The sequence below is a fragment of the Acidovorax sp. PRC11 genome (assembly GCF_031844105.1).
Lineage (GTDB): Bacteria > Pseudomonadota > Gammaproteobacteria > Burkholderiales > Burkholderiaceae_C > Paracidovorax.
The window spans coordinates 14,880-41,633 of record NZ_JAUZUQ010000010.1 but is presented as its reverse complement, the minus strand read 5'-3'; the positions used below and the strand labels follow the sequence as shown (position 1 = coordinate 41,633).

The 26,754-nt window shown below is 68.4% G+C and carries 25 protein-coding genes; 19 read left to right on the top strand and 6 right to left on the bottom strand.

Annotated features, from left to right (window positions below; genetic code table 11):
* The first annotated feature begins 38 nt into the window (after positions 1–38).
* The 10 genes from Q9R47_RS13090 (at position 39) to Q9R47_RS13045 (ending at position 11,161) form a co-directional block, all read left to right on the top strand.
* Positions 39–689 carry a TetR/AcrR family transcriptional regulator gene (locus tag Q9R47_RS13090; protein ID WP_311233637.1) on the top strand — a complete coding sequence of 217 codons (651 nt, stop codon included), beginning with the start codon at positions 39–41 and terminating at the stop codon, positions 687–689.
* 70 nt (positions 690–759) lie between these two features.
* On the top strand, positions 760–2,565 hold the full coding sequence (locus Q9R47_RS13085; RefSeq protein WP_311233636.1) for an acyl-CoA dehydrogenase C-terminal domain-containing protein: 1,806 nt from the start codon (positions 760–762) through the stop codon (positions 2,563–2,565).
* Positions 2,566–2,618: 53 nt separating this feature from the next.
* Positions 2,619–3,053 carry a DUF2147 domain-containing protein gene (locus tag Q9R47_RS13080; RefSeq protein ID WP_311233635.1) on the top strand — a complete coding sequence of 145 codons (435 nt, stop codon included), beginning with the start codon at positions 2,619–2,621 and terminating at the stop codon, positions 3,051–3,053.
* 133 nt (positions 3,054–3,186) lie between these two features.
* Entirely contained in the window at positions 3,187–5,589 is a 2,403-nt protein-coding gene (locus Q9R47_RS13075) for a 3-hydroxyacyl-CoA dehydrogenase NAD-binding domain-containing protein (protein ID WP_311233634.1), read from the top strand.
* An 8-nt stretch (positions 5,590–5,597) separates the two neighbouring features.
* On the top strand, positions 5,598–6,119 hold the full coding sequence (locus Q9R47_RS13070; RefSeq protein ID WP_311233633.1) for a DUF4442 domain-containing protein: 522 nt from the start codon (positions 5,598–5,600) through the stop codon (positions 6,117–6,119).
* Positions 6,120–6,164: 45 nt separating this feature from the next.
* Complete coding sequence (locus tag Q9R47_RS13065; protein ID WP_311233632.1) at positions 6,165–7,364, top strand: acetyl-CoA C-acyltransferase; 1,200 nt, start codon at positions 6,165–6,167, stop codon at positions 7,362–7,364.
* Between the two features lie 198 nt (positions 7,365–7,562).
* The gene (locus Q9R47_RS13060; protein ID WP_311233631.1) at positions 7,563–8,390 is read left to right on the top strand and encodes a thioesterase family protein; all 828 of its coding nucleotides are present in this window, start codon (positions 7,563–7,565) and stop codon (positions 8,388–8,390) included.
* A 30-nt stretch (positions 8,391–8,420) separates the two neighbouring features.
* The gene (locus Q9R47_RS13055) at positions 8,421–9,194 is read left to right on the top strand and encodes an enoyl-CoA hydratase (RefSeq protein ID WP_311233630.1); all 774 of its coding nucleotides are present in this window, start codon (positions 8,421–8,423) and stop codon (positions 9,192–9,194) included.
* Between the two features lie 202 nt (positions 9,195–9,396).
* Entirely contained in the window at positions 9,397–10,410 is a 1,014-nt protein-coding gene (locus Q9R47_RS13050) for a tripartite tricarboxylate transporter substrate-binding protein (protein ID WP_311233629.1), read from the top strand.
* Between the two features lie 184 nt (positions 10,411–10,594).
* Positions 10,595–11,161 (top strand): polymer-forming cytoskeletal protein, encoded by a 567-nt coding sequence (locus Q9R47_RS13045; RefSeq protein WP_311233628.1) that lies wholly within the window; start codon positions 10,595–10,597, stop codon positions 11,159–11,161.
* A 91-nt stretch (positions 11,162–11,252) separates the two neighbouring features.
* Here Q9R47_RS13045 and Q9R47_RS13040 read toward each other — a convergent pair whose 3' ends face one another.
* On the bottom strand, positions 11,253–11,699 hold the full coding sequence (locus tag Q9R47_RS13040) for an acyl-CoA thioesterase (RefSeq protein ID WP_311233627.1): 447 nt from the start codon (positions 11,697–11,699) through the stop codon (positions 11,253–11,255).
* Between the two features lie 41 nt (positions 11,700–11,740).
* Between Q9R47_RS13040 and Q9R47_RS13035 the strand changes: the two genes are divergently transcribed.
* Entirely contained in the window at positions 11,741–13,561 is a 1,821-nt protein-coding gene (locus Q9R47_RS13035; RefSeq protein ID WP_311233626.1) for an ABC transporter ATP-binding protein/permease, read from the top strand.
* 67 nt (positions 13,562–13,628) lie between these two features.
* On the opposite strand, the gene Q9R47_RS13030 is transcribed toward Q9R47_RS13035, so the two are convergent.
* The 3 genes from Q9R47_RS13030 to Q9R47_RS13020 form a co-directional block, all read right to left on the bottom strand.
* Entirely contained in the window at positions 13,629–14,660 is a 1,032-nt protein-coding gene (locus Q9R47_RS13030) for a DctP family TRAP transporter solute-binding subunit (RefSeq protein WP_311233625.1), read from the bottom strand.
* A gap of 64 nt (positions 14,661–14,724) precedes the next feature.
* Positions 14,725–16,023: a TRAP transporter large permease gene (locus Q9R47_RS13025; RefSeq protein WP_311233624.1), complete on the bottom strand. Its 1,299-nt coding sequence runs from the start codon at positions 16,021–16,023 to the stop codon at positions 14,725–14,727.
* Positions 16,020–16,592, bottom strand: coding sequence for a TRAP transporter small permease (locus tag Q9R47_RS13020; RefSeq protein ID WP_311233772.1), 573 nt, complete (start codon positions 16,590–16,592; stop codon positions 16,020–16,022). The genes Q9R47_RS13025 and Q9R47_RS13020 overlap by 4 nt, the downstream gene beginning before the upstream one ends.
* 203 nt (positions 16,593–16,795) lie before the next feature.
* Between Q9R47_RS13020 and Q9R47_RS13015 the strand changes: the two genes are divergently transcribed.
* The 8 genes from Q9R47_RS13015 to Q9R47_RS12980 all read left to right on the top strand — a co-directional run bounded on the left by Q9R47_RS13015 (position 16,796) and on the right by Q9R47_RS12980 (position 23,913).
* Positions 16,796–17,734 (top strand): LysR substrate-binding domain-containing protein, encoded by a 939-nt coding sequence (locus Q9R47_RS13015; protein ID WP_311233623.1) that lies wholly within the window; start codon positions 16,796–16,798, stop codon positions 17,732–17,734.
* Between the two features lie 181 nt (positions 17,735–17,915).
* Positions 17,916–18,806 (top strand): amino acid ABC transporter substrate-binding protein, encoded by an 891-nt coding sequence (locus Q9R47_RS13010; RefSeq protein ID WP_311233622.1) that lies wholly within the window; start codon positions 17,916–17,918, stop codon positions 18,804–18,806.
* 119 nt (positions 18,807–18,925) lie between these two features.
* Positions 18,926–19,828, top strand: coding sequence for an amino acid ABC transporter substrate-binding protein (locus Q9R47_RS13005; RefSeq protein WP_311233621.1), 903 nt, complete (start codon positions 18,926–18,928; stop codon positions 19,826–19,828).
* 126 nt (positions 19,829–19,954) lie between these two features.
* Complete coding sequence (locus Q9R47_RS13000; protein WP_311233620.1) at positions 19,955–20,683, top strand: amino acid ABC transporter permease; 729 nt, start codon at positions 19,955–19,957, stop codon at positions 20,681–20,683.
* Between the two features lies 1 nt (position 20,684).
* Entirely contained in the window at positions 20,685–21,353 is a 669-nt protein-coding gene (locus Q9R47_RS12995) for an amino acid ABC transporter permease (protein ID WP_311233619.1), read from the top strand.
* Between the two features lie 33 nt (positions 21,354–21,386).
* Entirely contained in the window at positions 21,387–22,124 is a 738-nt protein-coding gene (locus tag Q9R47_RS12990; RefSeq protein ID WP_311233618.1) for an amino acid ABC transporter ATP-binding protein, read from the top strand.
* 309 nt (positions 22,125–22,433) lie between these two features.
* Entirely contained in the window at positions 22,434–22,835 is a 402-nt protein-coding gene (locus tag Q9R47_RS12985) for a hypothetical protein (protein ID WP_311233771.1), read from the top strand.
* 109 nt (positions 22,836–22,944) lie between these two features.
* Positions 22,945–23,913, top strand: coding sequence for a tripartite tricarboxylate transporter substrate binding protein (locus Q9R47_RS12980; protein ID WP_311233617.1), 969 nt, complete (start codon positions 22,945–22,947; stop codon positions 23,911–23,913).
* 66 nt (positions 23,914–23,979) lie between these two features.
* Here Q9R47_RS12980 and Q9R47_RS12975 read toward each other — a convergent pair whose 3' ends face one another.
* A complete protein-coding gene (locus tag Q9R47_RS12975; protein WP_311233616.1) occupies positions 23,980–24,870 on the bottom strand; it encodes an HAD hydrolase family protein in 891 nt (296 codons plus the stop codon).
* A complete protein-coding gene (locus tag Q9R47_RS12970; RefSeq protein ID WP_311233615.1) occupies positions 24,870–26,744 on the bottom strand; it encodes a hypothetical protein in 1,875 nt (624 codons plus the stop codon). Before Q9R47_RS12970 ends, Q9R47_RS12975 begins: the two co-directional genes overlap by 1 nt.
* Positions 26,745–26,754: the final 10 nt, after the last annotated feature.

Here is a 26,754-nt window from a genome sequence, read left to right as displayed (position 1 = left end):
GTTCGTTTTATTTCGTGCCCTCCGTGCCCGTCCTGCCCATGTCTTCCACCAAATCCGCCCGCCCCGCCGCCTCGCGGGAGGGCCGCGCGCTGCAGAAGGGCCAGCAGACCAAGGCGGCCATCGTGGATGCGGCCCTCGGGCTGGCCACGCACATCGGTCTGGAGGGCCTGTCCATCGGCGCGCTGGCCGACGTGACCGGCATGAGCAAGTCGGGCGTGTTCGCGCACTTCGGTTCGCGCGAGGAACTGCAGATTTCCGTGGTGCGCGAATACCACACGCGGTTCGAGCAGGAAGTGTTCTACCCCGCCATGTCGGCGGAGCGGGGCCTGCCGCGGCTGCGCGCGCTCTTCGACAACTGGATGAAGCGCACCTCGATCGAGATCGATTCGGGCTGCATCTACATCAGCGGCGCGGTGGAGTTCGACGACCGCACCGGCCCCGTGCGCGATGCGCTCGCGAATTCCGTCCTGACCTGGCATGCCGCCATGAAGCGCGCCATCGACCAGTGCAAGGAACTGGGCGAGGTGCATGCCGACGTGGATTCGGAGCAGATGCTGTTCGAGATCCACGGCCTCATCCTCGCGCTGCATTACGAAGCGCGCTTCCTGCGCACGCCCGGCTCCATCGACCGCGCCAACGCCGGCTTCGACAACATCCTCGCCCGCTATGCCGCCCGGCCGGCCGGCTGAACGTTTTCCGCTTTCCGTCTTTTTCGCCTACGCATCCACCATCCAACGCACCGAACAAGGAGCCCATCCCATGCCGACCTACACGCCCCCCCTGCGCGACATGCAATTCGTCCTCCACGAGGTTTTCCGCGTCACGGAGGAATTCAAGGCGATTCCCCGCCACGAGGATGTGGATGCCGACACGGTGAATGCGGTGCTGGAGGAAGCCGGCAAGTTCGCCGCGGGCGTCGCCTTCCCGCTCAACATGAGCGGTGACGAGGAGGGCTGCACGCTGGACAAGGCCACGCACGAAGTGACCACGCCCAAGGGCTTCAAGGAAGCCTATGCGCAGTATGTGGAAGGCGGCTGGGCGGCGCTGTCGTGCGAGACGGAGTACGGCGGCCAGGGCCTGCCGTTCGTGCTGAACCAGTGCCTCTACGAGATGCTCAACAGCGCGAACCAGGCCTGGACCATGTACCCGGGCCTGTCGCACGGTGCCTACGAGGCGCTGCATGCGCACGGCACCGAGGAGCAGAAGAAGCTCTACCTGCCCAAGCTCACCAGCGGCGAATGGACCGGCACGATGTGCCTCACCGAGCCCCATTGCGGCACCGACCTGGGCCTGCTGCGCACCCGGGCCGAGCCCGTGGCCGGCGCGCCCGAGGGCACCTACAAACTCACCGGCAACAAGATCTTCATCAGCGCGGGCGAGCACGATTTCACCGAGAACATCGTGCACCTGGTGCTGGGCCGCCTGCCGGACGCGCCCAAGGGCAGCAAGGGCATCAGCCTGTTCGTGGTGCCCAAGTACCAAGTCAACGCCGACGGCTCGCTGGGCGAGCGCAACCCGATCTACTGCACCGGCCTGGAGCACAAGATGGGCATCCACGGCAACGCCACGGCGCAGATCTCGATCGACGGCGCCATCGGCACGCTGGTGGGCCAGCCGCACAAGGGCCTGGCCGCCATGTTCGTGATGATGAACGCCGCGCGCCTGGGCGTGGGCAACCAGTCGCTGGGCCTGACCGAAGTGGCCTTCCAGAACGCGCTGGCCTACGCCAAGGACCGCATCCAGATGCGCAGCCTCTCGGGCACCAAGGCCAAGGACAAGGAAGCCGATCCGATCATCGTGCACCCCGACGTGCGCAAGATGCTGCTGACGGCCAAGGCCTACGCCGAGGGCGCCCGCGCGCTGCAGATCTACTGCACGCTGCTGCTGGACAAGGCGCACAGCCATCCCGACGAGAAGGTGCGCAAGGACAGCGATGAACTCGTCGCGCTGCTCACGCCCATCGTGAAGGCCTTCATCACCGACAACGGCCACATCGCCACGAACGCGTGCATGCAGGTCTTCGGCGGCCACGGCTTCATCAAGGAATGGGGCATGGAGCAGTTCGTGCGCGACAACCGCATCAACATGATCTACGAGGGCACCAACACGATCCAGTCGCTGGACCTGCTGGGCCGCAAGATCCTGGGCAACAACGGCGCCACGCTGAAGAAATTCGGCAAGCTCGTGGGCAAGCTGGTCGAGGAAGAGGGCGTGAACGAGAAGATGGCCGAGTTCATCAACCCGATCGCCTACCTGGGCGACCAGATGACCAAGTTCACCACCGAGATCGGCTTCAAGGGCTTCCAGAACCCCGACGAGGTGGGCGCCGCGGCCGTGGACTACCTGCGCGTGGCGGGCCATCTGGTGTTCGGCTACATGTTCGCACGCATGGCCCAGGTGGCCGTGCGGGAGATCGCCTCCGGCAACACCGATCCCTTCTACCAGGCCAAGCTGCAGACGGCGCGCTTCTACTTCGCCAAGCTGTTCCCCGAGACGGCGACGCTGATGCGCACCGCGCGCGCAGGCTCCAAGCCGCTCATGGACACCGACGCCGCACTGGCCTGATCCGGCCGCCCCCGGCCTTCCATTCCATCCAACCCCACCACAGGGATGCCGCCATGAAAAACGCTTTGTTGGCTATCGCACTGGCAGCCGCCGCGCTGCCCTCCTGGGCCCAGATGTCTCCCGTGGGGACGTGGCGCAGCATCGACGACAAGAGCGGCGAGGCCAAGGCCGAGATCCGCATCACCGAGTCGGGCGGCGCGCTGACGGGCCGCATCGAGAAGTCGCTGAAGAAGGACACCCAGCCCGATGCCGCGTGCCAGGAATGCACCGACGACCGCAAGGGCCAGCCCATCGCCGGGCTGGAGATCATCCGCGGCGGCAGGAAGGCCGAGGGCAAGGACGTGTGGGAAGGCGGCAGGATCCTCGACCCCGAGAACGGCAAGGAATACCGCGCCAGCTTCACGCCCATCGATGGCGGCGCCAAGCTGGAAGTGCGCGGCTACCTGGGGCCCTTCTGGCGCACGCAAACCTGGCAGCGCGTGCAGTAAGAGCGGCCGACAAAACTCTTCTGGCGTCGTTGCGGCGTCTTGTCGTACTACCCGTACTGCCTGCGACGCAGCGCCTCGCCAGAACCGCTTCGCTGAGTTGTGTCACCCGCTCTACATCATTTAAAGAAACACCATGTCCCGATTCCAAGTGAAGAAAGTCGCCGTGCTCGGCGCGGGCGTGATGGGCGCGCAGATCGCGGCCCACCTCGCCAACGTGAAGGTGCCGGTCGTCCTCTTTGATCTTCCTGCCAAGGAAGGCCCGAAGAACGGCATCGTCGCCAAGGCCATCGAGGGCCTGAAAAAGCTCAAGCCTTCGCCGCTGGGCGTGGCGGACGACGCCGCGCTGATCGGCCAGGCCAACTACGAAGAGCACCTGGAGCAGCTGCGCGGCTGCGACCTCATCATCGAGGCGATCGCCGAGCGCATGGACTGGAAGCTCGATCTCTACAGGAAGATCGCGCCCTTCGTCGCGCCGAACGCCATCGTGGCGTCGAACACGTCCGGCCTGTCGATCACGAAGCTCTCCGAAGCGCTGCCCGATGCGATCAAGCCGCGCTTCTGCGGCATCCACTTCTTCAACCCGCCGCGCTACATGACGCTGGTGGAGCTGATCGACACGCCCACCACCCGGCCGGAAGTGCTGGACCAGCTCGAAGCCTTCGTCACGAGCGGGCTGGGCAAGGGCGTGGTGCGCGCGCACGACACGCCCAACTTCATCGCCAACCGCGTCGGCATCGCCGGCATGCTGGCGACGATGAAGGAGGTGGAGAACTTCGGCCTCACCTACGACGTGGTGGACGACCTCACGGGCAAGAAGCTGGGGCGCGCTTCCAGCGGCACCTTCCGCACCGCCGACGTGGTGGGCCTGGACACGATGGCGCACGTCATCAAGACGCTGCAGGACAACCTGACGGAAGACACCGATCCGTTCTACGGCAGCTTCGGGACGCCCGAGGTGCTGAACAAACTCATCGAGATGAAGCACCTGGGCCAGAAGTCCAAGGCCGGCTTCTACAAGAAGGTGGGGCGCGACATCCTGCGCTTCGACCTGGCCGAAGGCGAGTACGTGCCCGGCGGCCAGAAGGCCGACGAGGTGTACGGCCGCATGCTCAAGAAGCCGGCCGCCGAGCGCCTGAAACTGCTGCGCAATGCCGAGGGCGCGCAGGGCCGGTTCCTGTGGGCCATCCTGCGCAACAGCTTCCACTATGCCGCCGTGCACCTGGCCACCATCGCGGACAACGCCCGTGACGTGGACCAGGCCATGCGCTGGGGCTTCGGCATGAAGCAGGGCCCGTTCGAGCTGTGGCAGGAAGCCGGCTGGCTCGACGTGGCGAAGATGATCCAGGAAGACATCGACGCGGGCAAGGCACTGTCCAAGGCGCCGCTGCCCGAGTGGGTCTTCAAGGGCCCGGTGGCCGAGGCCGGCGGCGTGCACACGGCCGAGGGCTCGTGGAGCGCGTCGAAGCAGAAGTTCGTGCCGCGCCGCCAGCTGCCGGTCTACGAGCGCCAGCACTTCCCCGAAAAGCTGCTGGGCGAGACCCACCTGCCGGACTGGCGCACGGCCGGCACCACGGTGTCCGAGTCCGATGCGCTGCGCACCTGGACGCTGGACGGCAAGGTGCTCATCGCCAGCATCCGAAGCAAGATGCATGCGATCAGCCCCGACGTGATGGAAGGGCTGATGGAGGCCATCGACACCGCCGAGCGCGACTACGATGGCCTGGTGATCTGGTCCGGCGACGCACCCTTCAGCGTGGGTGCCGACCTGCAGGCCACCATGCCGGCCTTCGTCGTGGCCGGCGTCTCGGCGATCGAAGGCGTGGAGCAGGAGCTGCAGAACCTGATGCTGCGGCTGCGCTACGCCCAGGTGCCGGTGGTGTCCGCCATCCACGGCATGGCGCTGGGCGGTGGCTGCGAGCTGGCCGTCTATTCGTCGCGCCGCGTCGCCCACATGGAGAGCTACATCGGCCTCGTCGAAGTGGGCGTGGGCCTGGTGCCCGGCGCGGGCGGCCTGACCTACATCGCGCGCCGCGCGGCCGAGAACGCCGCCGCGTCCACCGGCAAGGACCTGCTGCCCTTCCTCACGGAAGGCTTCACCGCCGCCGCCATGGCCAAGGTGGGCACGAGCGCGCTCGAATCGCGCAAGCTCGGCTACCTGCTGGAGAGCGACATCGTCGTGCCGCACAAGGACGAGGTGCTGTTCGTCGCGCTCAACGAAGCCAAGGCCATGGCCGCCAGCGGCTGGCGTGCGCCGAACAAGCGGCTGTTCCCGGTCGCCGGCCGCAGCGGCATCGCCACGATCCGCGGCTCGCTGGTCAACATGCGCGATGGCGGCTTCATCAGCGACCACGACCAGCACATCGCCACGCTGATCGCCGAGATCGTCTGCGGCGGCGACGTGGATGCCGGCACGCTGGTGAGCGAGGAATACCTGATGGCGCTCGAGCGCAAGGCGTTCTGCGCGCTGATCCAGCATCCGAAGACGCAGGAGCGCATCCTGGGCATGCTGAGCACCGGCAAGCCGGTGCGCAATTGACCGCCCGCATGGCCACCGCCCCTGCCCCGCTCCCCGCGCCGAACCGCCTGCAACTGCAGCTGCAGCAGGTGGACGAGTTCCCGGCGTTCCTGCGCCCGTGGGTGCGCAATCTGGTGCTGCGCCGCGCCGTGCCGTTCACGAAGACCGCACGCGTGGAGTTCATCGAGATGTCGCCCCTCCGGGTGGAAGTGCGCCTGCGCAACGAACCCCGCGTGCGCAACCACATCGGCGGCATCCACGCCTCGGCCATGAATCTGCTGGCCGAGACGGCCACCGGCATGGCCATGGGGCTGAACGTGCGCGACGACTGCATTCCGCTCGCCAAGGACATGAAGATGGCCTTCCGCCAGCGCGCCCACGGCGCATTGCGCGCGGTGGCGGTGCTCACCGACGCGCAGCGCCAGGCGATGCAGGACACCGACAAAGGCGAACTGCGGGTGCCGGTCACGGTGACGGACGAGTCCGGCGCCGAGCCGGTGCAATGCGAATTCACGTGGGCCTGGGTTCCCTCCAGCCGCCCCGCCAGGTAAACGATTGACTGACCGATCGACGGATCGATTGAAGGAGCCTTCTCCATGGCAAAACAAATGCAGGACGCCTACATCGTCGCCGCCACGCGCACGCCCATCGGCAAGTCGCACCGCGGCTACTTCCGCAACACCCGGCCCGACGACCTGCTGGCCACGACCCTGAAGGCCGCGCTGGCCCAGGTGCCGGGGCTGGACCCGGCCGCCATCGAGGACATCATCTGCGGCTGCGCGATTCCCGAGGGCGCGCAGGGCCTGAACGTGGCGCGCATCGGCGCCGTGCTGGCGGGCCTGCCCACCAGCGTGGGCGGCATCACCGTCAACCGCTTCTGCGCTTCGGGCCTCTCGGCCGTGCAGATGGCGGCCGACCGCATCCGCGTGGGCGAGGCCGAGGTGATGATCGCCGCGGGTGTCGAGAGCATGAGCATGGTGCCCATGATGGGCAACACGCCCTCGCTCTCGCCCAGCATCTTCGCCAGGGACGGCGACGTGGGCATCGCCTACGGCATGGGCCTCACGGCCGAGAAGGTCGCCCAGCAGTGGAAGGTCTCGCGCGAAGACCAGGATGCCTTCGCGCTGCAGTCGCACCAGCGCGCGCTGGCCGCGCAGCAGGCGGGTGAGTTCACGGACGAGATCACGCCGATCGAAGTGACGGACCGCACCGCGGACCTGGATTCGGGCGAGAGCATCGCGAAAACCCGCACGGTGGCGCTGGACGAGGGTGCCCGGCCCGACACCAGCCTGGAAGGACTCGCGAAGCTCAAGACGGTGTTCGCCGCACGCGGCTCGGTCACGGCCGGCAACAGCTCGCAGACCAGCGACGGCGCGGGCGCGCTGATCCTCGCGAGCGAATCCGCCGTGAAGCGCTTCGGCCTCACCCCCCTGGCACGCTTCGTCAGCTTCGCCAGCAAGGGCGTGCCGCCGAGCATCATGGGCATCGGCCCGATCGAGGCGATTCCCGCCGCGCTGCGCTACGCTGGCCTGCAGCAGCAGGACATCGACTGGTTCGAGCTGAACGAGGCCTTCGCCGCCCAGTCGCTGGCCGTGCTGCGCCAGCTGGGGCTGGACCCGGCCAGGGTGAACCCGATGGGAGGCGCGATCGCGCTGGGCCATCCGCTGGGTGCCACGGGCGCCATCCGCTCGGCCACGGTCGTGCATGCGCTGCGCCGCAAGAACCTGAAGTACGGCATGGTCACGATGTGCGTGGGCATGGGGCAGGGCGCCGCGGGCATCTTCGAAAGGGTGTGAGTACATCCCCCTGAGCGGCTGCGCGGCTGCGCCGCTTCCCCCCTTCCCCCCTCTCGGCTACACCGGGAAGGGGGACGACGCCGGTGGCCGGGCGAAGCCCGTTCCACGGCGTCTGCTGGCAAGAGCGGGTAGCGCTCTGCCTTGTCCAGTCACCGGTACGACGGCCAACCGTTTGCAACCACGGCACACTCGCTCACCATGACCGATTCACTGCACCCACTGGACGACGCGCTGGCGCTTACGGAAACCGGGCCCGGCCTCTGCACGGCGCGCACGTCGCCCGCCTACTGGAACATGGTCGGGCCGTTCGGCGGCATCACGGCCGCGGTGCTGCTGCAGGCCGTGATGCAGCATCCGGAGCGCCTGGGCGATCCGCTGTCGCTCACGGTGAACTATGCCGGCGCCATCGCCGAGGGCGAGTTCACGGTGCAGGCGGTGCCCGTGCGCACCAACCGGTCCACGCAGCACTGGACGCTGTCGGTGCTGCAGGCCGGGGCCGACGGCGAGCCGGTGGTCACCACCACGGCCACGGCCGTCACCGCGGTGCGGCGCGAGACCTGGAGCCTGCCCGACACCCCCATGCCCGAGGTGGCTCCGCCCGACGGCCTGGAGCGCATCCTGCGCGGCATGCCGGTGAAGTGGCTCGACCGCTACGACCTGCGGCCGGTGACCGGCGCCCTGCCGTCGCGCTGGGACGGCGGCGGCGACAGCAGCCTGAGCCAGCTGTGGATGCGCGACGAGCCCGCGCGGCCGCTCGATTTCTGCGCGCTCGCCGCTCTGGCCGATGTATTCTTTCCCCGCGTGTGGCTGCGCCGCGCGCGCCAGGTGCCGGCTGGCACGGTGTCGCTCACCGTGTACTTCCATGCCGGCCGCGACCAACTGGCGGATACGGGCACCGGCTACCTGCTGGGACAGGCCCGCGCGCAGGAATTCCGCAACGGCTTCTTCGACCAGACGGTGCAGCTCTGGAACCAGGGCGGCACCATGCTCGCGAGCAGCCACCAGATCGTCTACTACAAAGAATGAATGACTAAAGAAAGCGCAGGAGCCCCGCCCATGACCGCATCCCAGGACATCCTCTCACACGTCGAATCCGGCGTGACCACCATCACGTTCAACCGCGTGGACAAGAAGAATTCCATCACGCGCGCCATGTATGCGGCGCTGGCGGATGCCTTCGAGGCGGCGGCCCAGGATCCGGCCGTGCGCGTGATCGTGCTGCAGGGCGACGTCGCGATCTTCAGCGCAGGCAACGACATCGGGGATTTCCTGAACAACCCGCCCTCCACCCAGGAATCGCCGGTGTTCCGGTTCCTGCGCGCGATCGCCACCTTCCCCAAGCCCGTCGTCGCGGCCGTCTGCGGCCCCGCCGTGGGCATCGGCACGACGATGCTGATGCACTGCGACCTGGTCTATGCGGGCGACAACGCGGCGTTCTCCATGCCCTTCGTCAACCTGGGGCTCTGCCCCGAGGCCGCATCCAGCCTGCTCGTGCCGCGCATGATGGGCTACCACCGCGCGGCGGAGGCCCTGCTGCTGGGCGAACCGTTCATGGCGGAAGCCGCGCTGGAAGTCGGCCTCGTCAACCGCGTCGTGCCGCCCACGGAATGCAACATGGTGGCCCAGACCCAGGCCCGCAAGCTCGCGTCCAAGCCGCTGTCGTCCCTGATCGAGACCAAGCGCCTGATGAAGAAGGACCAGACCGCCGCCGTGCTCGAGCGCATGGCGGAAGAGGGCGCCTCCTTCGGCCGCATGCTCCAGGAACCCGCCGCCCGCGAAGCCTTCACGGCGTTCATGGAAAAACGGCGCCCGGACTTCAGCGCCAGCTGAAGTCCGGTGTTCTCCGCAGGAGAACGGGCTGCGAAGCGACCCAGCAGTTTTCGCCAAAAGAGGCGCCCGGACTTCAGCGCCAGCTGATTCCCCTTTTGCTCGACAGTGGGCGCGGGCCTCGGACGCCCTCCGTGATAACGCTAGCCTCCGCCGAAATCCAGCGGCGCTACATTCGGCAACATCCCCTCGCGATGCTGCCGGCATGACCCGCTCCTCCGACCCCGCCCACCCCCTCCGCCGCCGGGACTGGCTCCGCTGGTCCGCGGCCGGGGCTGCAGCCCCGCTGCTGTGGCCGCATGCGGCCCGATCGCAGGGCCGGAGTGCGCTGGACGGTGGCGCCCTGCGCATCGTGGTGCCCTATGCGCCGGGCGGCTCGTCCGACGGTGCCGCCCGCCTGCTGGCCGAAGCCCTGGCCCCACGGCTCGGCGTGCCGGTGACCGTGGACAACCGCCCCGGGGCCGGTGGCCGCCTGGCCGCCCAGCAGTTGCATCGCGAGAAAACCGGCACGAACGTGGCACTGCTGGCCAATCCGGCCACCATGCTGATCGCTCCCCTGGTGTTCAAGGACAACGGCTACGAACCGGACAGGGACTATGTGCCGCTGTCGCAGATCACGCGTTATGCCTTCGGCGTGGCCGTGGGCACGGGCGTGCCGGTGCGCGGGTTCTCGCAACTGCACGCCTGGATGCTGGCGCACAAGGACCGGCTCTCTGCCGGCGTGCCGGCCACGGGCAGCCTTCCCCATTTCGTCGCGCTCATGCTGGCCGAGCAGCTCGGCCTCACGCTGCCGGTGGTCGGCTACCGCGGCTCGGGGCCGCTGCTCGACGACCTGATCGGGGGCCACGTGCCGCTGGCCATCGATGCCCTCGATGCGCTGGAGCCCCTGCACAAGGAGGGCAAACTGCGCATCCTGGCGATTTCGGACGACCACCGGGCGCCGGAGCTGCCCATGGTGCCGACGTTCAAGGAAACCGGCCTGGTCCTGTCGGCGCAGGGCTGGAACGTGCTCTACGCACCCGCCTGGATGCCGGGGACGCGCACGCGCCGCATCGCGGAGGCCACCTCCGAGGCCATGGCGGACAAAGCGGTCCAGGCCCGGTTCACCGCCGCGCGCATGGTGCCCGTCGCGAGTTCGCGCGATCAGACGGCACAGATGCTGTCAGCCTACAAGGCGCAATGGGCCCCCGTGGTGCGGCGTTCGGGCTTCCAGCCCTGAGCAGGCGGGCTTCCGACACGCGGCCGCTGCGCCCGCCTACGCGGGGTGGCGCCCCTGTATGACGCTGCAAGCACTGCAAGTGCATGCAACGGTCGAAGGGTTTCGTTACCGTTCTTGCGTAACGCGTGGATTTTCCGGAAAGGGGGCCTTCTAGCATCGGACCAACTTTTTCCAAGGAGATCTGATGGCCGTGCAAAACCCCTTCTTCGGCAAGCGTGAACCCGAGTCGTTCCAGCCCCGCCAGCCTTCGTCCGTGCTGGGCGGAGCCGGCAGCGCCGTGACGCCCGCCGCCGCCACCACCTCTCCCGCCGCAACGGTGCCCGCGGCCGGCGCTTCCCGGGCGGTGGAGGTTGCCGCCACGGAAAGCGCGGGCAGCAAGCTCACCGTCGGCCCGAACATCAAGCTCAAGGGTGTGGAGATCACCGACTGCGACACGCTCGTGGTGGAAGGCACGGTGGAGGCCACCATGGATTCGCGCGTCATCCAGATCGCGGAACAGGGCGCGTTCCGGGGCTCGGCAGAGATCGACATCGCCGAGATCCACGGGGAATTCAACGGCACGCTGATCGTGCGCCAGAAGCTCGTCATCTACAGCACCGGCAAGGTGAACGGCAAGATCCGCTATGGCAAGGTGGTGATCGAAGAGGGCGGCCAGCTGGCCGGCGAGATCGAGGCGGGCATGTCGGGTGCGTCGCGCTCCCACAGCGCCGCGAACATCCCGCGCACCGAGGCGCAGGCCCTCGCTGCCTGATGCGACCCGCCTGGTCCGCCGCAGGCCCCAGGGGGCGGCGGCCACCGGGCTCCACCCGCGGACCGTGCCTTCATGCACGGTCCGTCCGCATTCAGGCCGTGCCTTCGGGAGAAGGTGCGTCCGCCTCGTCGGCAGGGCGCGGCACGGCGCGTGGCCGGCCCGATGCGTCGATGGCCACGTAGGTGAGGCGGGCTTCCGTCACCTTCACGTAGCGGCCCTGGGCGGCGAAGCGCTCGGCATACACCTCCACCTCCACGGTCACCGACGTGCGGCCGATGCGCGTGATGGTGGAAAAGAACGAGAGGATGTCCCCGACGCGCACGGGCTGCTTGAAGACGAACTCGTTCACGGCCACCGTGGCCATGCGGCCCTGGACGTGGCGCGCGGGCAGCACCGAGCCCGCGAGGTCCACCTGCGCCATCACCCAGCCCCCGAAGATGTCGCCGTTGGCGTTGCAGTCCGCCGGCATCGGGATCACTTTGAGCACCAGCTCCTTGTCGACGGGCAAGGCACTCTGGGTGGGCTGGTGGGAGGTCATGGGCACAATCTAGGTAACAACAACGACCCAGATTGTCCCCCATGCGCCCCCACGGCGACGTAGCCCCATCCCCTTCCCCCTCCGCAGTGCCCGCCGCGGACCCCGTCCGCAGCGACCGTGCAACCCTCGCCCGCCTGATTCCCTACCTGCTGCACTACCGCTGGCGCGTGCTCGCGGCGCTGGTGTTCGTGCTCTGCGCCAAGCTCGCGAACGTGGGCGTGCCGCTGCTGCTCAAGCGCATCGTGGATGCCATGGCGCCCGCCCCCGGGGCCGCCACCGCGCTCGTGGTGGTGCCGGTCGCGCTGCTCGCGGCGTACGGGCTGCTGCGGCTCAGCACCTCGGTCTTCACCGAACTGCGTGAACTCGTCTTCGCCAAGGCCACCCAGGGCGCCGCGCGGCGCATCGCGCTGGAAACCTTCGAGCACCTGCACGCGTTGAGCCTGCGCTTCCACCTGGAGCGGCAGACGGGCGGGATGACGCGCGACATCGAGCGCGGCGTGCGCGGCATCGAATCGCTGATCTCTTTCACGCTGTTCAACATCGGCGCCACGCTGCTCGAGGTGTTCCTGGTGCTCGCGGTGCTCGGGGGCAAGTTCGACCCGGTCTTCGCCTGGATCACGCTCGGCGCGCTGGCGTGCTACATCCTCTTCACCGTGCTGCTCACCGAGTGGCGCACGCGCTTCCGCCGCGAGGCCAATGCCTTCGATTCCGCGGCCCACACGAAGGCGGTGGATTCGCTGCTGAACTACGAGACCGTGAAGTACTTCAACAACGAAGGCTTCGAGGTGCGGCGCTACGACGAGAGCCTGGAGCGCCTGCGCCTCGCGCGGCTCAAGAGCCAGACCTCGCTGTCGCTGCTCAACGCCGGGCAGCAGCTCATCATCGCCACGGGCCTCGTCGCCATGCTGTGGCGCGCGGCGGATGGCGTGGCCGAAGGCCGCATGACGCTGGGCGACCTGGTCATGGTCAACGCGTTCATGATCCAGCTCTACATTCCGCTCAACTTCCTGGGGGTGATCTACCGCGAGATCAAGCAGAGCCTGACCGATCTGGACAAGATGTTCACGCTGATGGACCGGCCGCAGGAAGTGCAGGACGCGCCGCAGGCGCCGCCGCTGCACCTGAATGGCGCCCCGGAAGTGCGCTTCGAGGCCGTGCATTTCGCCTACGAGCCCGCCCGGCCGATCCTCCATGGCGTGGACTTCAAGATCCCCGCGGGCCGGACGGTGGCCGTGGTGGGCCCCTCGGGCTCGGGGAAATCCACGCTCGCCCGGCTGATGTTCCGCTTCTACGACGTGCAGCAGGGCCGCATCACGGTGGATGGCCAGGACATCCGCGGCGTCGCGCAGGAAAGCCTGCGCCGCAGCGTGGGAGCGGTGCCGCAGGACACGGTGCTGTTCAACGAGAGCATCGGCTACAACATCGCCTACGGGCGGCCGGGTGCGCCTCAGGAGGAGATCGAGGCCGCGGCCCGCGCCGCGCGCATCCACGACTTCATCGCCGCGCTGCCCGCGGGCTACGCCACCCAGGTGGGCGAGCGGGGTCTGAAGCTTTCGGGGGGCGAGAAGCAGCGCGTGGCGATCGCCCGCACGCTGCTCAAGAACCCGCCGATCCTGGTGTTCGACGAGGCCACGTCCGCGCTCGACACGGCGAACGAGCGGGCCATCCAGGCCGAGCTGCGCAGCGCGGCCGAGGGCAAGACGGTGCTGGTCATCGCCCACCGCCTGTCGACGGTGGTGGATGCGCACGAGATCCTGGTGATGGACACGGGCCGCATCGTGGAGCGCGGCACCCACGCGCAGCTGCTGGCGCTGGAGGGGCGCTACGCGGACATGTGGCGCCAGCAGGCCCGCGAAGGATGAGCCTTCCGTGCGGCGGCGGCGGCGGCGGCAGTGGCGGCGGCGGCGGAAGGTATGCCGCCGCGCGGCATCACTTGCGGGCCGCCACGGCCTTCTCCGCCGCGTTCACGAGGTCCGCGCCGATCTGGCCCTTCCACTTCTCCACCACCGGGCGCGTGGCCTGCACGAAGGCCTGGCGCTCTTCGGGCGTGAGCTGGGTCACCGTCACGCCGTGGCCGGCGATCTCCTTCAGCAGGGGCTTGTCGGCGCCTTCCAGGCCCTTGCGGGCGATGGCGATCTCTTCCTTGCCCGCCTCGATGGCCGCCTGCTTGACGATCTCGCGGTCGGCCGGGGTCCAGCTGTTCCAGATGTCCTTGTTGACCACGAACACCAGCGGATCGTTCATGTAGTTCCACATCGTGACGTGCTTCTGCGCCACGGTGTAGAGCTTGGCGGCCATGTAGACCGACAGCGGATTCTCCTGCCCGTCCACCGCGCCGCTGGCCATGGCGGGCTGGGCATCGGCCCAGCTCATCTGGGTGGGGTTGGCGCCCAGCGCGGTGAAGGTGTCGAGGAACAGCGGCGAGCCGACCACGCGGATCTTCATGCCCTTCAGGTCCGCCGGGCTCTTGATGGGTCGCTTGGAGTTGGAGATCTCGCGGTAGCCGTTCTCGCCCCAGGCGAGCGGCACGACGCCGGCCTTCTCGAGCGTCTGGAAGAGGCTCTTGCCGACCTCGCCCTGCGTGACCGCGTCCACCGCCGCGTAGTCGGGGAACAGGAAGGGCAGCGAGAACAGGTTCAGCGCCTTGACCTGGGGCGACCAGTTGATCGTCGAGCCCACGGCCATGTCGATCACGCCCTGGCGCAGCGCGCTGAATTCGCGCGTCTGGTCGCCCTGGATGAGGGAGACGCCCGGATAGAGCTTGATGTTGATGCGGCCCTGGGTGCGTTCGCGCACCTTGTTCGCCCAGAGCTCGCCGCCCTTGCCCCAGGGAAAGGCGGTGCCCAGCACCAGCGACATGCGGTATTCGCTCTTGTAGTTCTGCGCTGCGGCCGGGGCGGCGGTGAAGGCGAGGGCGGCGGCGGCCGCCACGGCGGTGGCGAGGAAGGTGCGCAGTTGCATGGATCGTCTCCTGATCGTTATCGGGTTGCGGGAAAAAGATGCCGGGCTTCGGCGTGGGCCACTCTCAGTAGCCCAGGCGCGCGGGCAGCCAGAGCGCCAGCTGCGGGAAGGCGATGACGGCCACCATCACGAGGAACATGGCCAGCAGCATCGGGCCCACCCAGCGCACGGTGGATTCCATGCGCACGCCCGCGATGCGGCACGACACCATCAGGTTCACGGCCAGCGGCGGCGTGAACTGGCCGAGCGCCACCTTGAGCGTGAGGATCACGCCGAACCACACCGGGTCCCACTGGTAGTGCTGCATGATGGGCAGCAGCAGCGGCACGAAGATCAGGAAGATCGAGATGCCGTCCAGGAACATGCCCACGGTGATCAGCAGCAGGATCAGCAGCGCCATGACGCCGTATTCGCCGAGCCCCGAGTGCACGATGGCATTGGCGATCGGGTCGATCACGCCGAGCGTGGAAAGCGAGAACGCGAAGATGCCCGCTAGCGACACCACGAGCAGGATCACGGCCGAGAGTTCGCCCGCCTCGCGCAGGATGGTGTAGAGGTCCCGGAACCGGATGGTGCGGTGGATGCACATGCCCACGAAGAGGCCGTAGAACACGGCCACCACGGCGGCTTCGGTGGGCGTGAACCAGCCCGCGCGCATGCCGCCCAGGATCAGCACCGGCGCGGCCAGGCCCCAGGAGGCCTCGCGCAGGCTCTTCCAGAAGGGCGGGCGGGGCATGGAGGCTTCCAGCGCGCCCATCTGGTGGCGGCGCGCCAGCCACACGGCCGGCACGATCAATGCGATGCCGGCCAGCACGCCGGGCACCATGCCCGCCGCGAACAGCGCGGGCACCGAGGCGCCGGGCACCAGCACCGAATAGATGATGAAGGCGACCGACGGAGGGATCAGGATGTCGGTGGCCGCGGCCGCACCGACCACGCTGGCCGAGAACGAGCCGGGGTAGCCCGCGCGCGACATCGCGGCGATCATCACCCCGCCCACGGCGGCCGCGTTGGCCGGGCCAGAGCCCGAGATGCCGCCGAGGAACATGGCCACGGCGATGGCCACCAGCGGCAGCATGCCCGGGCCGCGCCCGACGATCGCCACCGCGAAGTTCACGAGGCGCAGCGCCACGCCGGAGCGGTCGAAGATCGAGCCGACCAGCACGAACATCGGGATCGCGAGCAGCGGGTACTTGCCGAGCCCGGCATAGAAGTTCTGCGGCACCGCCAGCAGGCCGAACCAGGGCGTCTCGGCATTCGCGATCGCGATGGCGGCGGTGCCGGCCAGGCCCAGGGCGGCACCGATCGGCACGCCGACGATCATCATCCCCAGGAAGATGGCGAAGAGCAGGGCGGCGATCATGGCTGCGCCTCCAGCGCGGCGGCCCGGCGGGCCTGGCGGCGGAAGAGCCCGATCGCACGCACGGTGATCAGGGCCGACAGCACGGGCAGCCAGACGGAGTACCACCACTGCGGCACCCCGATGCCTGGCGAGGTTTCGCCGAAACGCCAGTCGTCCCAGGCCACGCGCGCGCTCAACACCGCGATGCCGCCGAACAGCACCGCGACCGCGAGCGCCCCGAAGAGGGCGAGGCGGCGGCGGCGCGCGGGCGAGCCGCCCTCGGCGAAGTATTCGATGCGGATGTGTACGTCGCGCGCCACCGCGGCCGAGCCGGCCACGAGCGCGAGCACGATCATCAGGAAGACCGAGATTTCCTCCGTCCAGGCGAAGGACGAATTGGTGAAGTAGCGCACCAGCACGTTGGCGAACGTGATGAGCGCCAGCAGCGCCATGACGGCGACGGTCAGGCCGTCTTCGAGGCGCAGCGAGCGTTCGGTCGCGGGGTCCGCGGGGGGAGGGGAGGCCACGGAAGCGGCGGATGCGGCGGCGGAAGCGTCGGCTTCGGCGCCGGGGGGCAGGGAGGCGGGCATGGGGTAGCAGCGGACGGACGAGAAGGACATCGGCGGTCCGGTGTCCGCGGCGTGGTGCACCCCGGGCTGGACGGTCAGCGCGCCGGATGGGCGCAGCCGGTATTGTGCAACCGGATATGTACCGGGCCGGTGCAGGATTTCCCGGGGGCGCGCGGCTGCCCGCGGCGCGCCGGCCTCCTGCGGCCGGGCTGATAATGCCTGCCATGGAAACCAAGTGGCTCGAGGACTTTGTCAGCCTCGCGGAGACGCGCAGCTTCAGCCGGTCGGCGCAATTGCGGCACGTGACCCAGCCCGCGTTCTCGCGGCGCATCCAGGCGCTGGAGGCCTGGGCCGGGACCGACCTCGTGGACCGCAGCTCCTACCCCACCCGGCTCACGCCAGCGGGCAAGACGCTCTACGAGGAGGCGCTCGACGTGCTGCAGTCGCTGCAGAACACCCGCGCCATGCTGCGCGCACACACCAGCGCCGACAAGGACATGGTCGAGTTCGCCGTGCCCCACACGCTGGCGTTCACGTTCTTCCCCGCGTGGCTCTCCAGCCTGCGCGAGCGGTTCGGGCCCGTGAAGAGCCGCCTCATCGCGCTCAACGTGCACGACGCCGTGCTGCGGCTCGTGGAAGGCGGCTGCGACCTGCTGATCGCCTACCACCATCCCTCGCAGCCGCTGCAGCTGGATTCCGACCGCTACGAGATGATCACGCTCGGACAGGAGATCCTCTCGCCCTATTCGCGCGCCGATGGCGAGGGGCGCCCGATCCACGCGCTGCCGGGCGAGCCCGGACAGCCGCTGCCCTACCTCGGCTACGCGCCGGGGGCCTACCTGGGCCGCGTGACGGAGCTCATCCTCAAGCAGTCCGGCACGCCGATCCACCTCGACCGGGTGTACGAGACCGACATGGCCGAGGGTCTGAAGGCCATGGCCCTCGAAGGCCACGGCGTGGCCTTCCTGCCGCACAGCGCCGTCAAGAAGGAGCTGCGATCCCGCCGCCTGGTGAGCGCGGTGCGCGACGGCGTGCAGGACATGCAGATGGCGATGGAAGTGCGCGCCTACCGCCAGAAGCCTTCCGCCAAGGACCGGGCCAAGGGCACAGCCGAATCCCTGTGGGCGTACCTGCAGGCGCACGGGACCGACAAGCCGCTCTGATGCTGTCGCGCACTTTATGCGTGGATTGCATGAAGTCGCTTTTCAATCGGCATTGGAAAGCGGCTGAGGCACGACGTACAGTCCCGTCCGGCTCCAAGCAACAGTCACTGAACTGCGGCTGAAAAGAGGGCCCGGCTGGCGCGGTTTTTGCATCAGTCCGTATTCCATGACGAGACAAACCATGCATCCTGTTCGCCTCTGGCGGGCCCTCCTGGGGGCGGCCGCCCTCTGCTGTGCCGTGGCCGCCCATGCGGGTGTGCTCGAACGCATCGCCGCGGGCGGCAAGCTGATGGTGGCGTACCGCAGCGATGCCATTCCCTTCGCGTTCAAGGACGCCGCCGGCCGGCCCGCGGGCTATGCGGTGGAGCTGTGCCAGCACGTGGCGGACGCGGTGCGCCACAAGACCGGCCGCAAGGACATGGACGTCACCTACGTCCCCGTGACCGTGGGCAACCGCATCGAGACCATCGCCCAGGGACGTGCCGACCTGGAGTGCGGCTCCACCACGAACAACGCCGAGCGCCGCCAGACCGTGGCGTTCACGATTCCCCACTTCATCACGGGCACGCGCCTGCTGGTCAAGGCCTCCAGCCCCATCGAGCGCATCGAGGACATGGCGGGCCGCCGGCTCGTCACCACCCGCGGCACCACCGCGCAGCGTGCCGCGCAGCAGCTCAACCGCGAGCGCGCGCTGCAGCTGGTCCTTCTCGAGTCGCCCGACGATTCGCACGCGGTCGAGATGGTGGAAAAGGGCGAGGCCGATGCCTTCGCCACGGACGATGTGCTGCTCTACGCGTTCGCCGCCGAGCGGCCCGATCCGAAGGCGCTCAAGGTGGTCGGCAAGTTCATCACGGCGGAGGCGCTGGCGATCGTGCTGCCCAAGGGCGATCCGGAATTCAAGAAGGTGGTGGACGACGAAATGCGCCGCCTCATCGCCAGCCGCGACATCTATCCCATCTACGACCGCTGGTTCACCCAGCCGATCCCACCGTCGAACCGGGCACTGAATTTGCCGGTGAGCTACCTGCTGCGGGAGTTCTGGAAGTATCCCTCCGACCAGGTCCCTTTCTGATGCGGGCTGCGGCCCACGCGTTTCCCCCATCCGGGATATTCCCTGCAACCGCGATTGCCTTGCAGGCGTCTATCTAGAATGGCCCCTTCCCTCTGTATCCATAAGCTAAGGAGATCGTGATGAAGAAACAATTGTTGGCAGTTGCCGTGATGGCCCTCGCCGCAGGCGGCGCGTGCGCCCAGGCGAACGACACGCTCGCCAAGATCAAGGCGTCCGGCACCATCACCGAAGGCGTGCGCGAGTCGTCCGGTCTCTCCTACACGCTGGGCGACGGCAAGTACACCGGCTTCCACTACGACGTGTGCGCCCACGTGATCTCGGATGTGCAAAAGCAGCTCGGCCTCGCCAAGCTGGAGACCAAGTACCAGCCCGTGACGTCGCAGAACCGCATTCCGCTGGTGCAGAACGGCACGGTGGACATCGAGTGCGGCTCCACTACCAACAACCAGGCCCGCCAGAAGGACGTGGCCTTCGCCGTGACCACCTATGTGGAAGAAGTGCGCATCGCCACCAAGGCCAATTCCGGCATCACCGGCATCAAGGACCTGAACGGCAAGACCATCGCCACGACCACGGGCACCACCTCGGTGCAGACCCTGCGCAAGAACAAGCGCGCCGACGGCCTGACGTTCAAGGAAGTCTTCGGCAAGGACCACTCCGACAGCTTCCTGCTGCTGGAGTCCGGCCGCGCCGACGCCTTCATCATGGATGGCTCCATCCTGGCCGCCAACATCGCCAAGTCCAAGGCCCCCAACGACTTCAAGATCGTCGGCGAGACGCTGAGCGTCGAGCCGATCGCGATCATGATTCGCAAGGACGACCCGGCCTTCAAGAAGGCCGTGGACGACAGCCTGAAGGGCATGATGAAGTCGGGCGAGATGGCGAAGCTCTACGACAAGTGGTTCATGCAGCCCATCCCGCCGAACAATGTGAAGATCGGCCTGCCTGCCAGCGACGCGACCAAGGCCGCCTGGGCGAATCCCAACGACAAGCCCATGGAAGAGTACACGCTGAAGGATTGATGCGCACGGACGTGTCCGCCCCCTGCGAACGCCCACCTCCCCGGTGGGCGTTTGTTTGTCGCCCCGCGAGGGTGGGCGGACCGTCGCCGGATTTCAGGACGTAAGACGATTTGAGAAGGAATTCCCATGGGATCGAATTGGGATTGGCAGGTCTTCCTGCAGGACCCGGGGGGTGAATACCCGACCTACCTGCAGTGGATGCTCTCGGCCTGGGGCTGGACCGTGTCGGTGGCCCTGCTGGCGCTGGTGATCGCGCTCGTCGCGGGGTCGGTCATCGGCACGATCCGCACGCTGCCGGACAACAAGTTTCTGGTCGGCTTCGGCAACGCATGGGTGGAGCTGTTCCGCAACATCCCGCTGCTGGTGCAGATCTTCCTGTGGTACCACGTGGTGCCGGCCATCTTCCCTGCACTGAAGAGCGTGTCGGGCTTCATCCTGGTGGTGCTGGCGCTCGGGTTCTTCACGTCCGCACGGATCGCCGAGCAGGTGCGCTCGGGCATCCAGGCGCTGCCGCGCGGGCAGCGCTATGCGGGCATGGCGCTGGGCTTCACGACGGTGCAGTACTACCGCTACGTGCTGCTGCCCATGGCCTTCCGCATCATCATCCCGCCGCTCACGAGCGAGACGATGAACATCTTCAAGAACTCGTCCGTGGCCTTCGCCGTGTCGGTGACGGAACTCACGATGTTCGCGATGCAGGCGCAGGAAGAGACCTCGCGCGGCATCGAGATCTACCTGGCGGTGACGGGCCTCTACGTGATCTCGGCGTTCGCCATCAACCGCATCATGGCCTTCATCGAGAAGCGCTCACGCGTGCCGGGCTTCATCGCCACCGGCGGTTCGGGAGGCCACTGACATGATGAATCTCGACTTTTCCTTCTACAACTGGGACATCATCAGCAAGTTCGTGCTGAAGGGGTTCTACTTCAGCATCACGCTCACCATCGTCGCGACGATCGGCGGCATCCTGTTCGGCACCGTGCTCGCGCTGATGCGCCTGTCGGGCCGCAAGTGGCTGGACGTGCCCGCCACCATCTACGTCAACGGCATGCGCAGCGTTCCGCTGGTGATGGTGATCCTGTGGTTCTTCCTGCTGGTGCCGTTCATCGTGGGCAAGCCGATCGGCGCCGAGATGTCGGCGGTGATCACCTTCATCGCGTTCGAGGCGGCCTACTTCAGCGAAATCATGCGCGCGGGCATCCAGTCGATCTCGCGCGGCCAGGTGTTCGCGGGGCAGGCGCTGGGCATGACCTACGGGCAGAACATGAAGCTCGTGATCCTGCCGCAGGCCTTCCGCAACATGCTGCCGGTGCTGCTCACGCAGACCATCATCCTGTTCCAGGACACGTCGCTCGTGTATGCCATCGGCGCCTACGACATGCTCAAGGGCTTCGAGACCGCGGGCAAGAACTACGGCCGTCCCATCGAGGCCTACCTGCTGGCCGCGGTGGTGTACTTCATCATGTGCTTCGCGCTTTCGTGGTTCGTGAAGCGCCTGCACCGCAAGATCGCCATCATCCGCTGAACCGGGCCGGCAAGTGAGTGAGGAATAAAGCAAATGATTGAACTCAAGAACGTTTCCAAGTGGTACGGCAGCTTCCAGGTGCTGAACGACTGCTCCACCAGCATCCGCAAGGGCGAGGTGGTGGTCGTGTGCGGCCCGTCGGGTTCGGGCAAGTCCACGCTGATCAAGACCATCAATGCGCTGGAGCCGATCCAGAAGGGCGAGATCTACGTGAACGGCGTCGCCATCCACGACCCGAAGACCAACCTGCCGAAGCTGCGCAGCCAGGTCGGCATGGTGTTCCAGCACTTCGAGCTGTTCCCGCACCTGTCGGTGACCGAGAACCTTACGATCGCGCAGGTCAAGGTGCTCGGCCGCCGTGCCGACGAGGCGAAGCAGCGCGGCCTGAAGATGCTCGACCGCGTGGGCCTGTCGGCGCACAAGGACAAGTTCCCGGGCCAGCTCTCCGGCGGCCAGCAGCAGCGCGTGGCCATCGCGCGCGCGCTGTCGATGGACCCGATCGTGATGCTCTTCGACGAGCCCACCTCGGCGCTCGACCCGGAAATGGTCGGCGAGGTGCTGGACGTGATGGTGAGCCTGGCCAACGAGGGCATGACCATGATGTGCGTGACCCACGAAATGGGCTTCGCCCGCAAGGTGGGCCACCGCGTGATCTTCATGGACGTGGGCGGCAAGATCCTGGAGGACTGCACGAAGGAGGACTTCTTCGGCAACCCCGATGCACGCCAGCCGCGCACCAAGGACTTCCTCAACAAGATCCTGCAGCACTGAGGTGCGGGGCGCCGTGGCGGGAGCATCGGCTTCCTGCCGCGGGACGGCGCCTCCTGGCGCATCGACGGAAGGCGCCTTCGGGCGCCTTTTTCTTTGGGGGTGCATTACCCTGCCTCGTTGGCCCCTGGCCCTGGACTCCAGACGCCGTTCTCCATCCATCCCGTTTCCCGCTGTTCGCCACCCATGCCCACGCCGGCACCGCCATCACCGCCAGACCGCCTGCCGCGCGCTCCGGAAGCACGACAGGAAGGACCGGGTCCGCGGGAGCACGTGGTCTTCTGGCATGGCGACGCGCCGGCGCAACCGGCCATGGGCCAGCCCTGCAACGGCTGCGGGCTGTGCTGCCTGGCCGAGCCCTGCCCCCTGGGCATGCTGGTGTCACGGCGCCGCCATGGTGCCTGCGTGGCACTGCGGTGGTTGCCGGGTGCGGACAGGGCGGGTGGGGCGACCGCCGATGGAGCTGGCGAAGGGTCCGAGGCGCCCGAAGCGGCTGGGGTTGCGCGCCCGGCGGCCGGCCCGCAGGCCGGCCGCTACGTCTGCGGCATGGTCGCCGACCCCGCCGGGGTGACGGGCTGGCGCAACCGCTGGCTGCTGCGGGGGCTCGCGCGGCTGGCGCGGCGCTGGATCGCGGCCGGGCAGGGGTGCGATGCACCGCCGCTGCAGGTGACGGCGCTGCGCGAGGGTACGCAGGACGGCGATGCCCGCTCGTGAGGTGACGCGCGTGCGACAACGCGTCAGGGTTTGCGGCGTGGTCACGTTCGCCGCATCGCGTTGCAATGGACAGAACTTTTCCTTTTCGTTTTCACCAGGAGTTCCGTACATGCAGCGACGTCGTTGGATCCAGTGGGGCGCAGCCGCCGCCCTGGCGCCCGCCCTCTCGGCCCGGGCACAAGGCCAGGGCTTTCCGTCCCGGCCGATCAAGCTGGTCGTCGCCTTCCCCGCCGGCGGCCCCACCGACATCACGATGCGGGTGCTGGCGGAGAACGCCTCGCGCGTGCTCGGCCAGCCGGTGGTCATCGACAACAAGCCCGGCGCGGGCGGCACGCTGCCCGCGCAGATGCTGCAGTCGTCCCCGGCCGACGGCTACACCGTCGCGCAGATCCCGCTCGGCGTGTTCCGCATGCCCTATACGACCAAGATCAACTGGGATCCGGTCAAGGACATCAGCTATGTGATCAACGTGACGGGCTACGCCTTCGGCGTGGTGGTTCCGGCCGACTCGCCATTCAAGACCTGGGCGGATTTCGTCGCCTACGCCAAGGCCAACCCCGGCAAGCTCAGCTACGGCTCCACGGGCGCCCTGACGAGCCCGCACCTCACGATGGAGCGCGTGGCCCAGCAGCAGGGCCTGCAGCTGCTGCACGTGCCCTACAAGGGCAGCGCGGACCTGATGCAGGCGATCATGGGCGGGCAGCTCATGGCGGCGGCGGACTCCACGGGTTTCGCCCCGCAGGTGGAGGCCGGCAAGCTGCGCGTGCTCAACACCTGGGGCGCCGAGCGGCTCGCCAAGTTCCCCGACGCGCCCACGCTGCGGGAGCTGGGGGTCGACATCGTGCAGAACTCGCCGTTCGGCATCGGCGCGCCGAAGGGCACGCCCGCGGACGTGGTCCGCCGGCTGCACGACGCCTTCAAGACCGCGATGGACCAGGAGAACTACCGCGCCGCGCTGGCGCGCTACGACATGGTGCCGATCTACATGGACACGGCCGCCTACCGCCAGTTCGCCCAGGACACCTACTTGCGCGAGAAGGCGATCATCGAGAAGCTCGGCCTGGCCAAGCCGTCCTGAAGCGGCAGCGCCGCGGCACGGTGGTGCCGCGGCGCTGCGCGGCCGCGTGCGCCGCCGGCCCGTGTGTCAGCGCTGCCGTTGCAGGATGGCCCGGGCCACCTCGGCGAAGCCGGCCCCGCGCTCGCCCTGCGCGACGTAGCGTGGCCGGTGCGCGAGGTGCGGCACGAAGCGCGCGATATTGGCCACGCCCACGCTGTGCGGGAAGGCTTCGAACATCTTCTGGTCGTTGGTGGAATCGCCCACGTACACCCAGCGGCCGATCTCCGCGTCGAGCATGCGCCCGAAGAGGGCGCGCACGATCCAGCGGGCGCCCGCGAGCTTGTCGTGCTCGCCGTACCAGCCGTTGACGTGGATGCTGCTCACGGTGGCGTGCATGCCTTCGGCGCGCATGCGCTGCACGACGGCGTCGATGGCCGGCTGCGGCAATTGCACGAATTCGCTGTGGTCGATGGCGATGTCGCATTCGCGGCCGGCCGAGTCCGTGGCGCGGCGGGCGCCGGGAATGTCCCGCTCGATGCCGGCGAGCACCTCCTGCATGCGCGCGTACTGCGCGGCGCGCGTGGCGGCGTCCTGCTGGTAGATCTTGGCCAGCACGGGGCCTCCGGGGCCCATCGGGTGCACCCGCACCGCGTCGGATTGCGCCGCGGGTCCCGTGCGCTGCAGCGGCGCTTCGGGCTGCCGCACCATCGCCACGGCGCCGTTCTCGGCCACGATCGCGTCCACGGGCCACGAGGCGGCGAACGGTTCGCTCCAGCCGGCGGGCCGCCCCGTGACGGGCACCACGGCCAGCCCTGCGCGCCGCAGCGCGTGCAGGGCGTCCAGCGCATCGGGAGTGATGGCGCCGTCGGTGGTGAGGGTGTCGTCGATGTCGGTGAACACGCCGACCAGGTCGGCAGGCGGTTGCCAGAGGGTGAGCGGCAGCAGGTCGGTGTCGGCAGGGGAGGGCAGGGGATGCATCAGTGGCGGGCGAACTCGATGAGGGCGCGGTAGAAACGGTCGGAACCGTCCCGGGGATTGGCGGGCGACAGCTCCATGCGGTCGATGCCCTGCCCGGTGTTCTTCTTCAAGCGCTCGGGGATGACGGAAAAGAAATAGGGGCTGACGAAGCGGGCGCCGCGGGCGCGCTGGAACTCCAGCGCGGACAGTGCGACGCCGTCCTTTTTCCACTGCTGGGGGTGGAACTCGGGCACACCGTACGCCTGGATGCCCTCGGCGGCGAAGAACTGCCGGACCCAGCCGCTCTGCGTGGCGCCGCCGTACAGGTTGATGCCGTGCTTCCAGGGCATGGAACGCCCGAAGGTGGCGTCGGCCGCGAACAGCTGCGGATTCCAGGACGAATTCACACCGGGAAGGATCTGGTGGGAATAGAGTTTGTCGGCCGGCAGCCCCGCTTCCCGCGCGATGGCATGGAAGGCCTTGAGCCACTGCACGACCTGCGCGGCGCGGTAATCGTTCCAGTCGCGGGCCAGCGGATTGAACAGCACGGCGGTGCCGGATGCACTGGCCGTGGGCAGGTCGAGGCTCATCTGCACCCCGGGGAGCGCCTCCATGCCCTGCATGCCGAAGACGGCCGGCGGGCGGCGCGATGCCACCGGCCCGCGGTCGCGCGGCAGCACGGTGAACGGCACGTCGAACATGCGCAGGCGCGCCGGGCCCACGCGCGCCACGATCTGCGCCAGGTGCCTGCCCGGCGGCAGCGCATGGTGATCGAGGTCCGCGCGGAATCCCACGTTCGGCGAGTCGACGGCCTGCACGGTGCGGTAGACGTCCAGGCGGTTGAACCCTCGCGGAATGGGGCCGAGGTAGCGGGCATCGAGGTACAGGTCCAGCCCGTCGATGCGCCCCTCCGGGTCCCACAGCCAGCCCGACACCGCCAGCGAGCCGGCAGCCGACGCGTCGTAGTGCTGGAACACGGGGATGGCGGCATCGCTGCGCGCATCCCGGGCCGGGGCCTGAATTTCAGGAAAAGAGGTGAAGGCCGATCCGAGTTGCGCGTTGAGGGCCTGCAGGCTTCCGTACCGCTTGGCCAGGAAGGCGCGGAACCCTTCGACCGATGCGGGGCTGTAGTCGGTGGTCACCTGCGCCGCGTGGTCGCCCATGCCGTTCTCGAAATCCGGGAACATCTGGTGCACCTCGCCGGCCAGCGTCACCGCCACGATGCGGTTCCGCACGGCGGCAGGCAGTGCCTGCAGGCGCTGCGCCACGTAGCGCAGCGCTTCGAACCGGTACCGGTTGACGGGAATGGAGGGGTCCGTCAGCAGCGTATAGGGCACGACCCGGTTGCCGAAATACTCCACGACGGGCGAGCGCCCGTCCGGCAGCTGCAGGAGATTGCGCGGGTCTGCGGACAGTTCGCGGGTGAGCGGACCCACGGCGTCGAAATGGTTGGCCGCGAGGTAGACGACGACCGGCCGGGGCACGTCGGTGATCAGGCGCAGGAAGGCATCCACGCGGGCCGGGTCGATCTCCCAGCCCCGCGGCGTGCGGTGGTGGAGGCCGAGCAGCTGCAGCGTCGCCGTGAAGCCGACCTGCACATCGCCGGCGGGGCCTCCGGGTTCGAGCGTGTCCAGCAGGTCGCGCACGGCCCGCGCTCCGGTGCGCCCGAGCTGCCGGCAGCGTGCGGCCGCCGCTTCGAAGTCGGTGACGGCGGGGTCCGCCGCGGCCTCGTCGCAGACCTCCATGCCGACGATGGTGGGCGCCACGACCAGCGGCGGGCGCGCCGGCGGGCCGCCGCCCGCAGCCGGCGGATCGGCCGCCAGGGACAGTCCCGGCAGGGCCGCCGCGGCCGCCAGCAGGCCGGCGCGGAAGCGGGGCCAGGGGCCTGGCGCCACGGCGCCGGGA

Excerpts from the sequence above, each read along its gene's own strand:
- Q9R47_RS13090 (WP_311233637.1), top strand. The coding sequence starts at position 39 with ATGTCTTCCACCAAATCCGCCCGCCCCGCCGCCTCGCGGGAGGGCCGC.
- Q9R47_RS13085 (WP_311233636.1), top strand. The coding sequence starts at position 760 with ATGCCGACCTACACGCCCCCCCTGCGCGACATGCAATTCGTCCTCCAC.
- Q9R47_RS13080 (WP_311233635.1), top strand. The coding sequence starts at position 2,619 with ATGAAAAACGCTTTGTTGGCTATCGCACTGGCAGCCGCCGCGCTGCCC.
- Q9R47_RS13075 (WP_311233634.1), top strand. The coding sequence starts at position 3,187 with ATGTCCCGATTCCAAGTGAAGAAAGTCGCCGTGCTCGGCGCGGGCGTG.
- Q9R47_RS13070 (WP_311233633.1), top strand. The coding sequence starts at position 5,598 with ATGGCCACCGCCCCTGCCCCGCTCCCCGCGCCGAACCGCCTGCAACTG.
- Q9R47_RS13065 (WP_311233632.1), top strand. The coding sequence starts at position 6,165 with ATGGCAAAACAAATGCAGGACGCCTACATCGTCGCCGCCACGCGCACG.
- Q9R47_RS13060 (WP_311233631.1), top strand. The coding sequence starts at position 7,563 with ATGACCGATTCACTGCACCCACTGGACGACGCGCTGGCGCTTACGGAA.
- Q9R47_RS13055 (WP_311233630.1), top strand. The coding sequence starts at position 8,421 with ATGACCGCATCCCAGGACATCCTCTCACACGTCGAATCCGGCGTGACC.
- Q9R47_RS13050 (WP_311233629.1), top strand. The coding sequence starts at position 9,397 with ATGACCCGCTCCTCCGACCCCGCCCACCCCCTCCGCCGCCGGGACTGG.
- Q9R47_RS13045 (WP_311233628.1), top strand. The coding sequence starts at position 10,595 with ATGGCCGTGCAAAACCCCTTCTTCGGCAAGCGTGAACCCGAGTCGTTC.
- Q9R47_RS13040 (WP_311233627.1), bottom strand. The coding sequence starts at position 11,699 with ATGACCTCCCACCAGCCCACCCAGAGTGCCTTGCCCGTCGACAAGGAG.
- Q9R47_RS13035 (WP_311233626.1), top strand. The coding sequence starts at position 11,741 with ATGCGCCCCCACGGCGACGTAGCCCCATCCCCTTCCCCCTCCGCAGTG.
- Q9R47_RS13030 (WP_311233625.1), bottom strand. The coding sequence starts at position 14,660 with ATGCAACTGCGCACCTTCCTCGCCACCGCCGTGGCGGCCGCCGCCGCC.
- Q9R47_RS13025 (WP_311233624.1), bottom strand. The coding sequence starts at position 16,023 with ATGATCGCCGCCCTGCTCTTCGCCATCTTCCTGGGGATGATGATCGTC.
- Q9R47_RS13020 (WP_311233772.1), bottom strand. The coding sequence starts at position 16,592 with ATGCCCGCCTCCCTGCCCCCCGGCGCCGAAGCCGACGCTTCCGCCGCC.
- Q9R47_RS13015 (WP_311233623.1), top strand. The coding sequence starts at position 16,796 with ATGGAAACCAAGTGGCTCGAGGACTTTGTCAGCCTCGCGGAGACGCGC.
- Q9R47_RS13010 (WP_311233622.1), top strand. The coding sequence starts at position 17,916 with ATGCATCCTGTTCGCCTCTGGCGGGCCCTCCTGGGGGCGGCCGCCCTC.
- Q9R47_RS13005 (WP_311233621.1), top strand. The coding sequence starts at position 18,926 with ATGAAGAAACAATTGTTGGCAGTTGCCGTGATGGCCCTCGCCGCAGGC.
- Q9R47_RS13000 (WP_311233620.1), top strand. The coding sequence starts at position 19,955 with ATGGGATCGAATTGGGATTGGCAGGTCTTCCTGCAGGACCCGGGGGGT.
- Q9R47_RS12995 (WP_311233619.1), top strand. The coding sequence starts at position 20,685 with ATGATGAATCTCGACTTTTCCTTCTACAACTGGGACATCATCAGCAAG.
- Q9R47_RS12990 (WP_311233618.1), top strand. The coding sequence starts at position 21,387 with ATGATTGAACTCAAGAACGTTTCCAAGTGGTACGGCAGCTTCCAGGTG.
- Q9R47_RS12985 (WP_311233771.1), top strand. The coding sequence starts at position 22,434 with ATGGGCCAGCCCTGCAACGGCTGCGGGCTGTGCTGCCTGGCCGAGCCC.
- Q9R47_RS12980 (WP_311233617.1), top strand. The coding sequence starts at position 22,945 with ATGCAGCGACGTCGTTGGATCCAGTGGGGCGCAGCCGCCGCCCTGGCG.
- Q9R47_RS12975 (WP_311233616.1), bottom strand. The coding sequence starts at position 24,870 with ATGCATCCCCTGCCCTCCCCTGCCGACACCGACCTGCTGCCGCTCACC.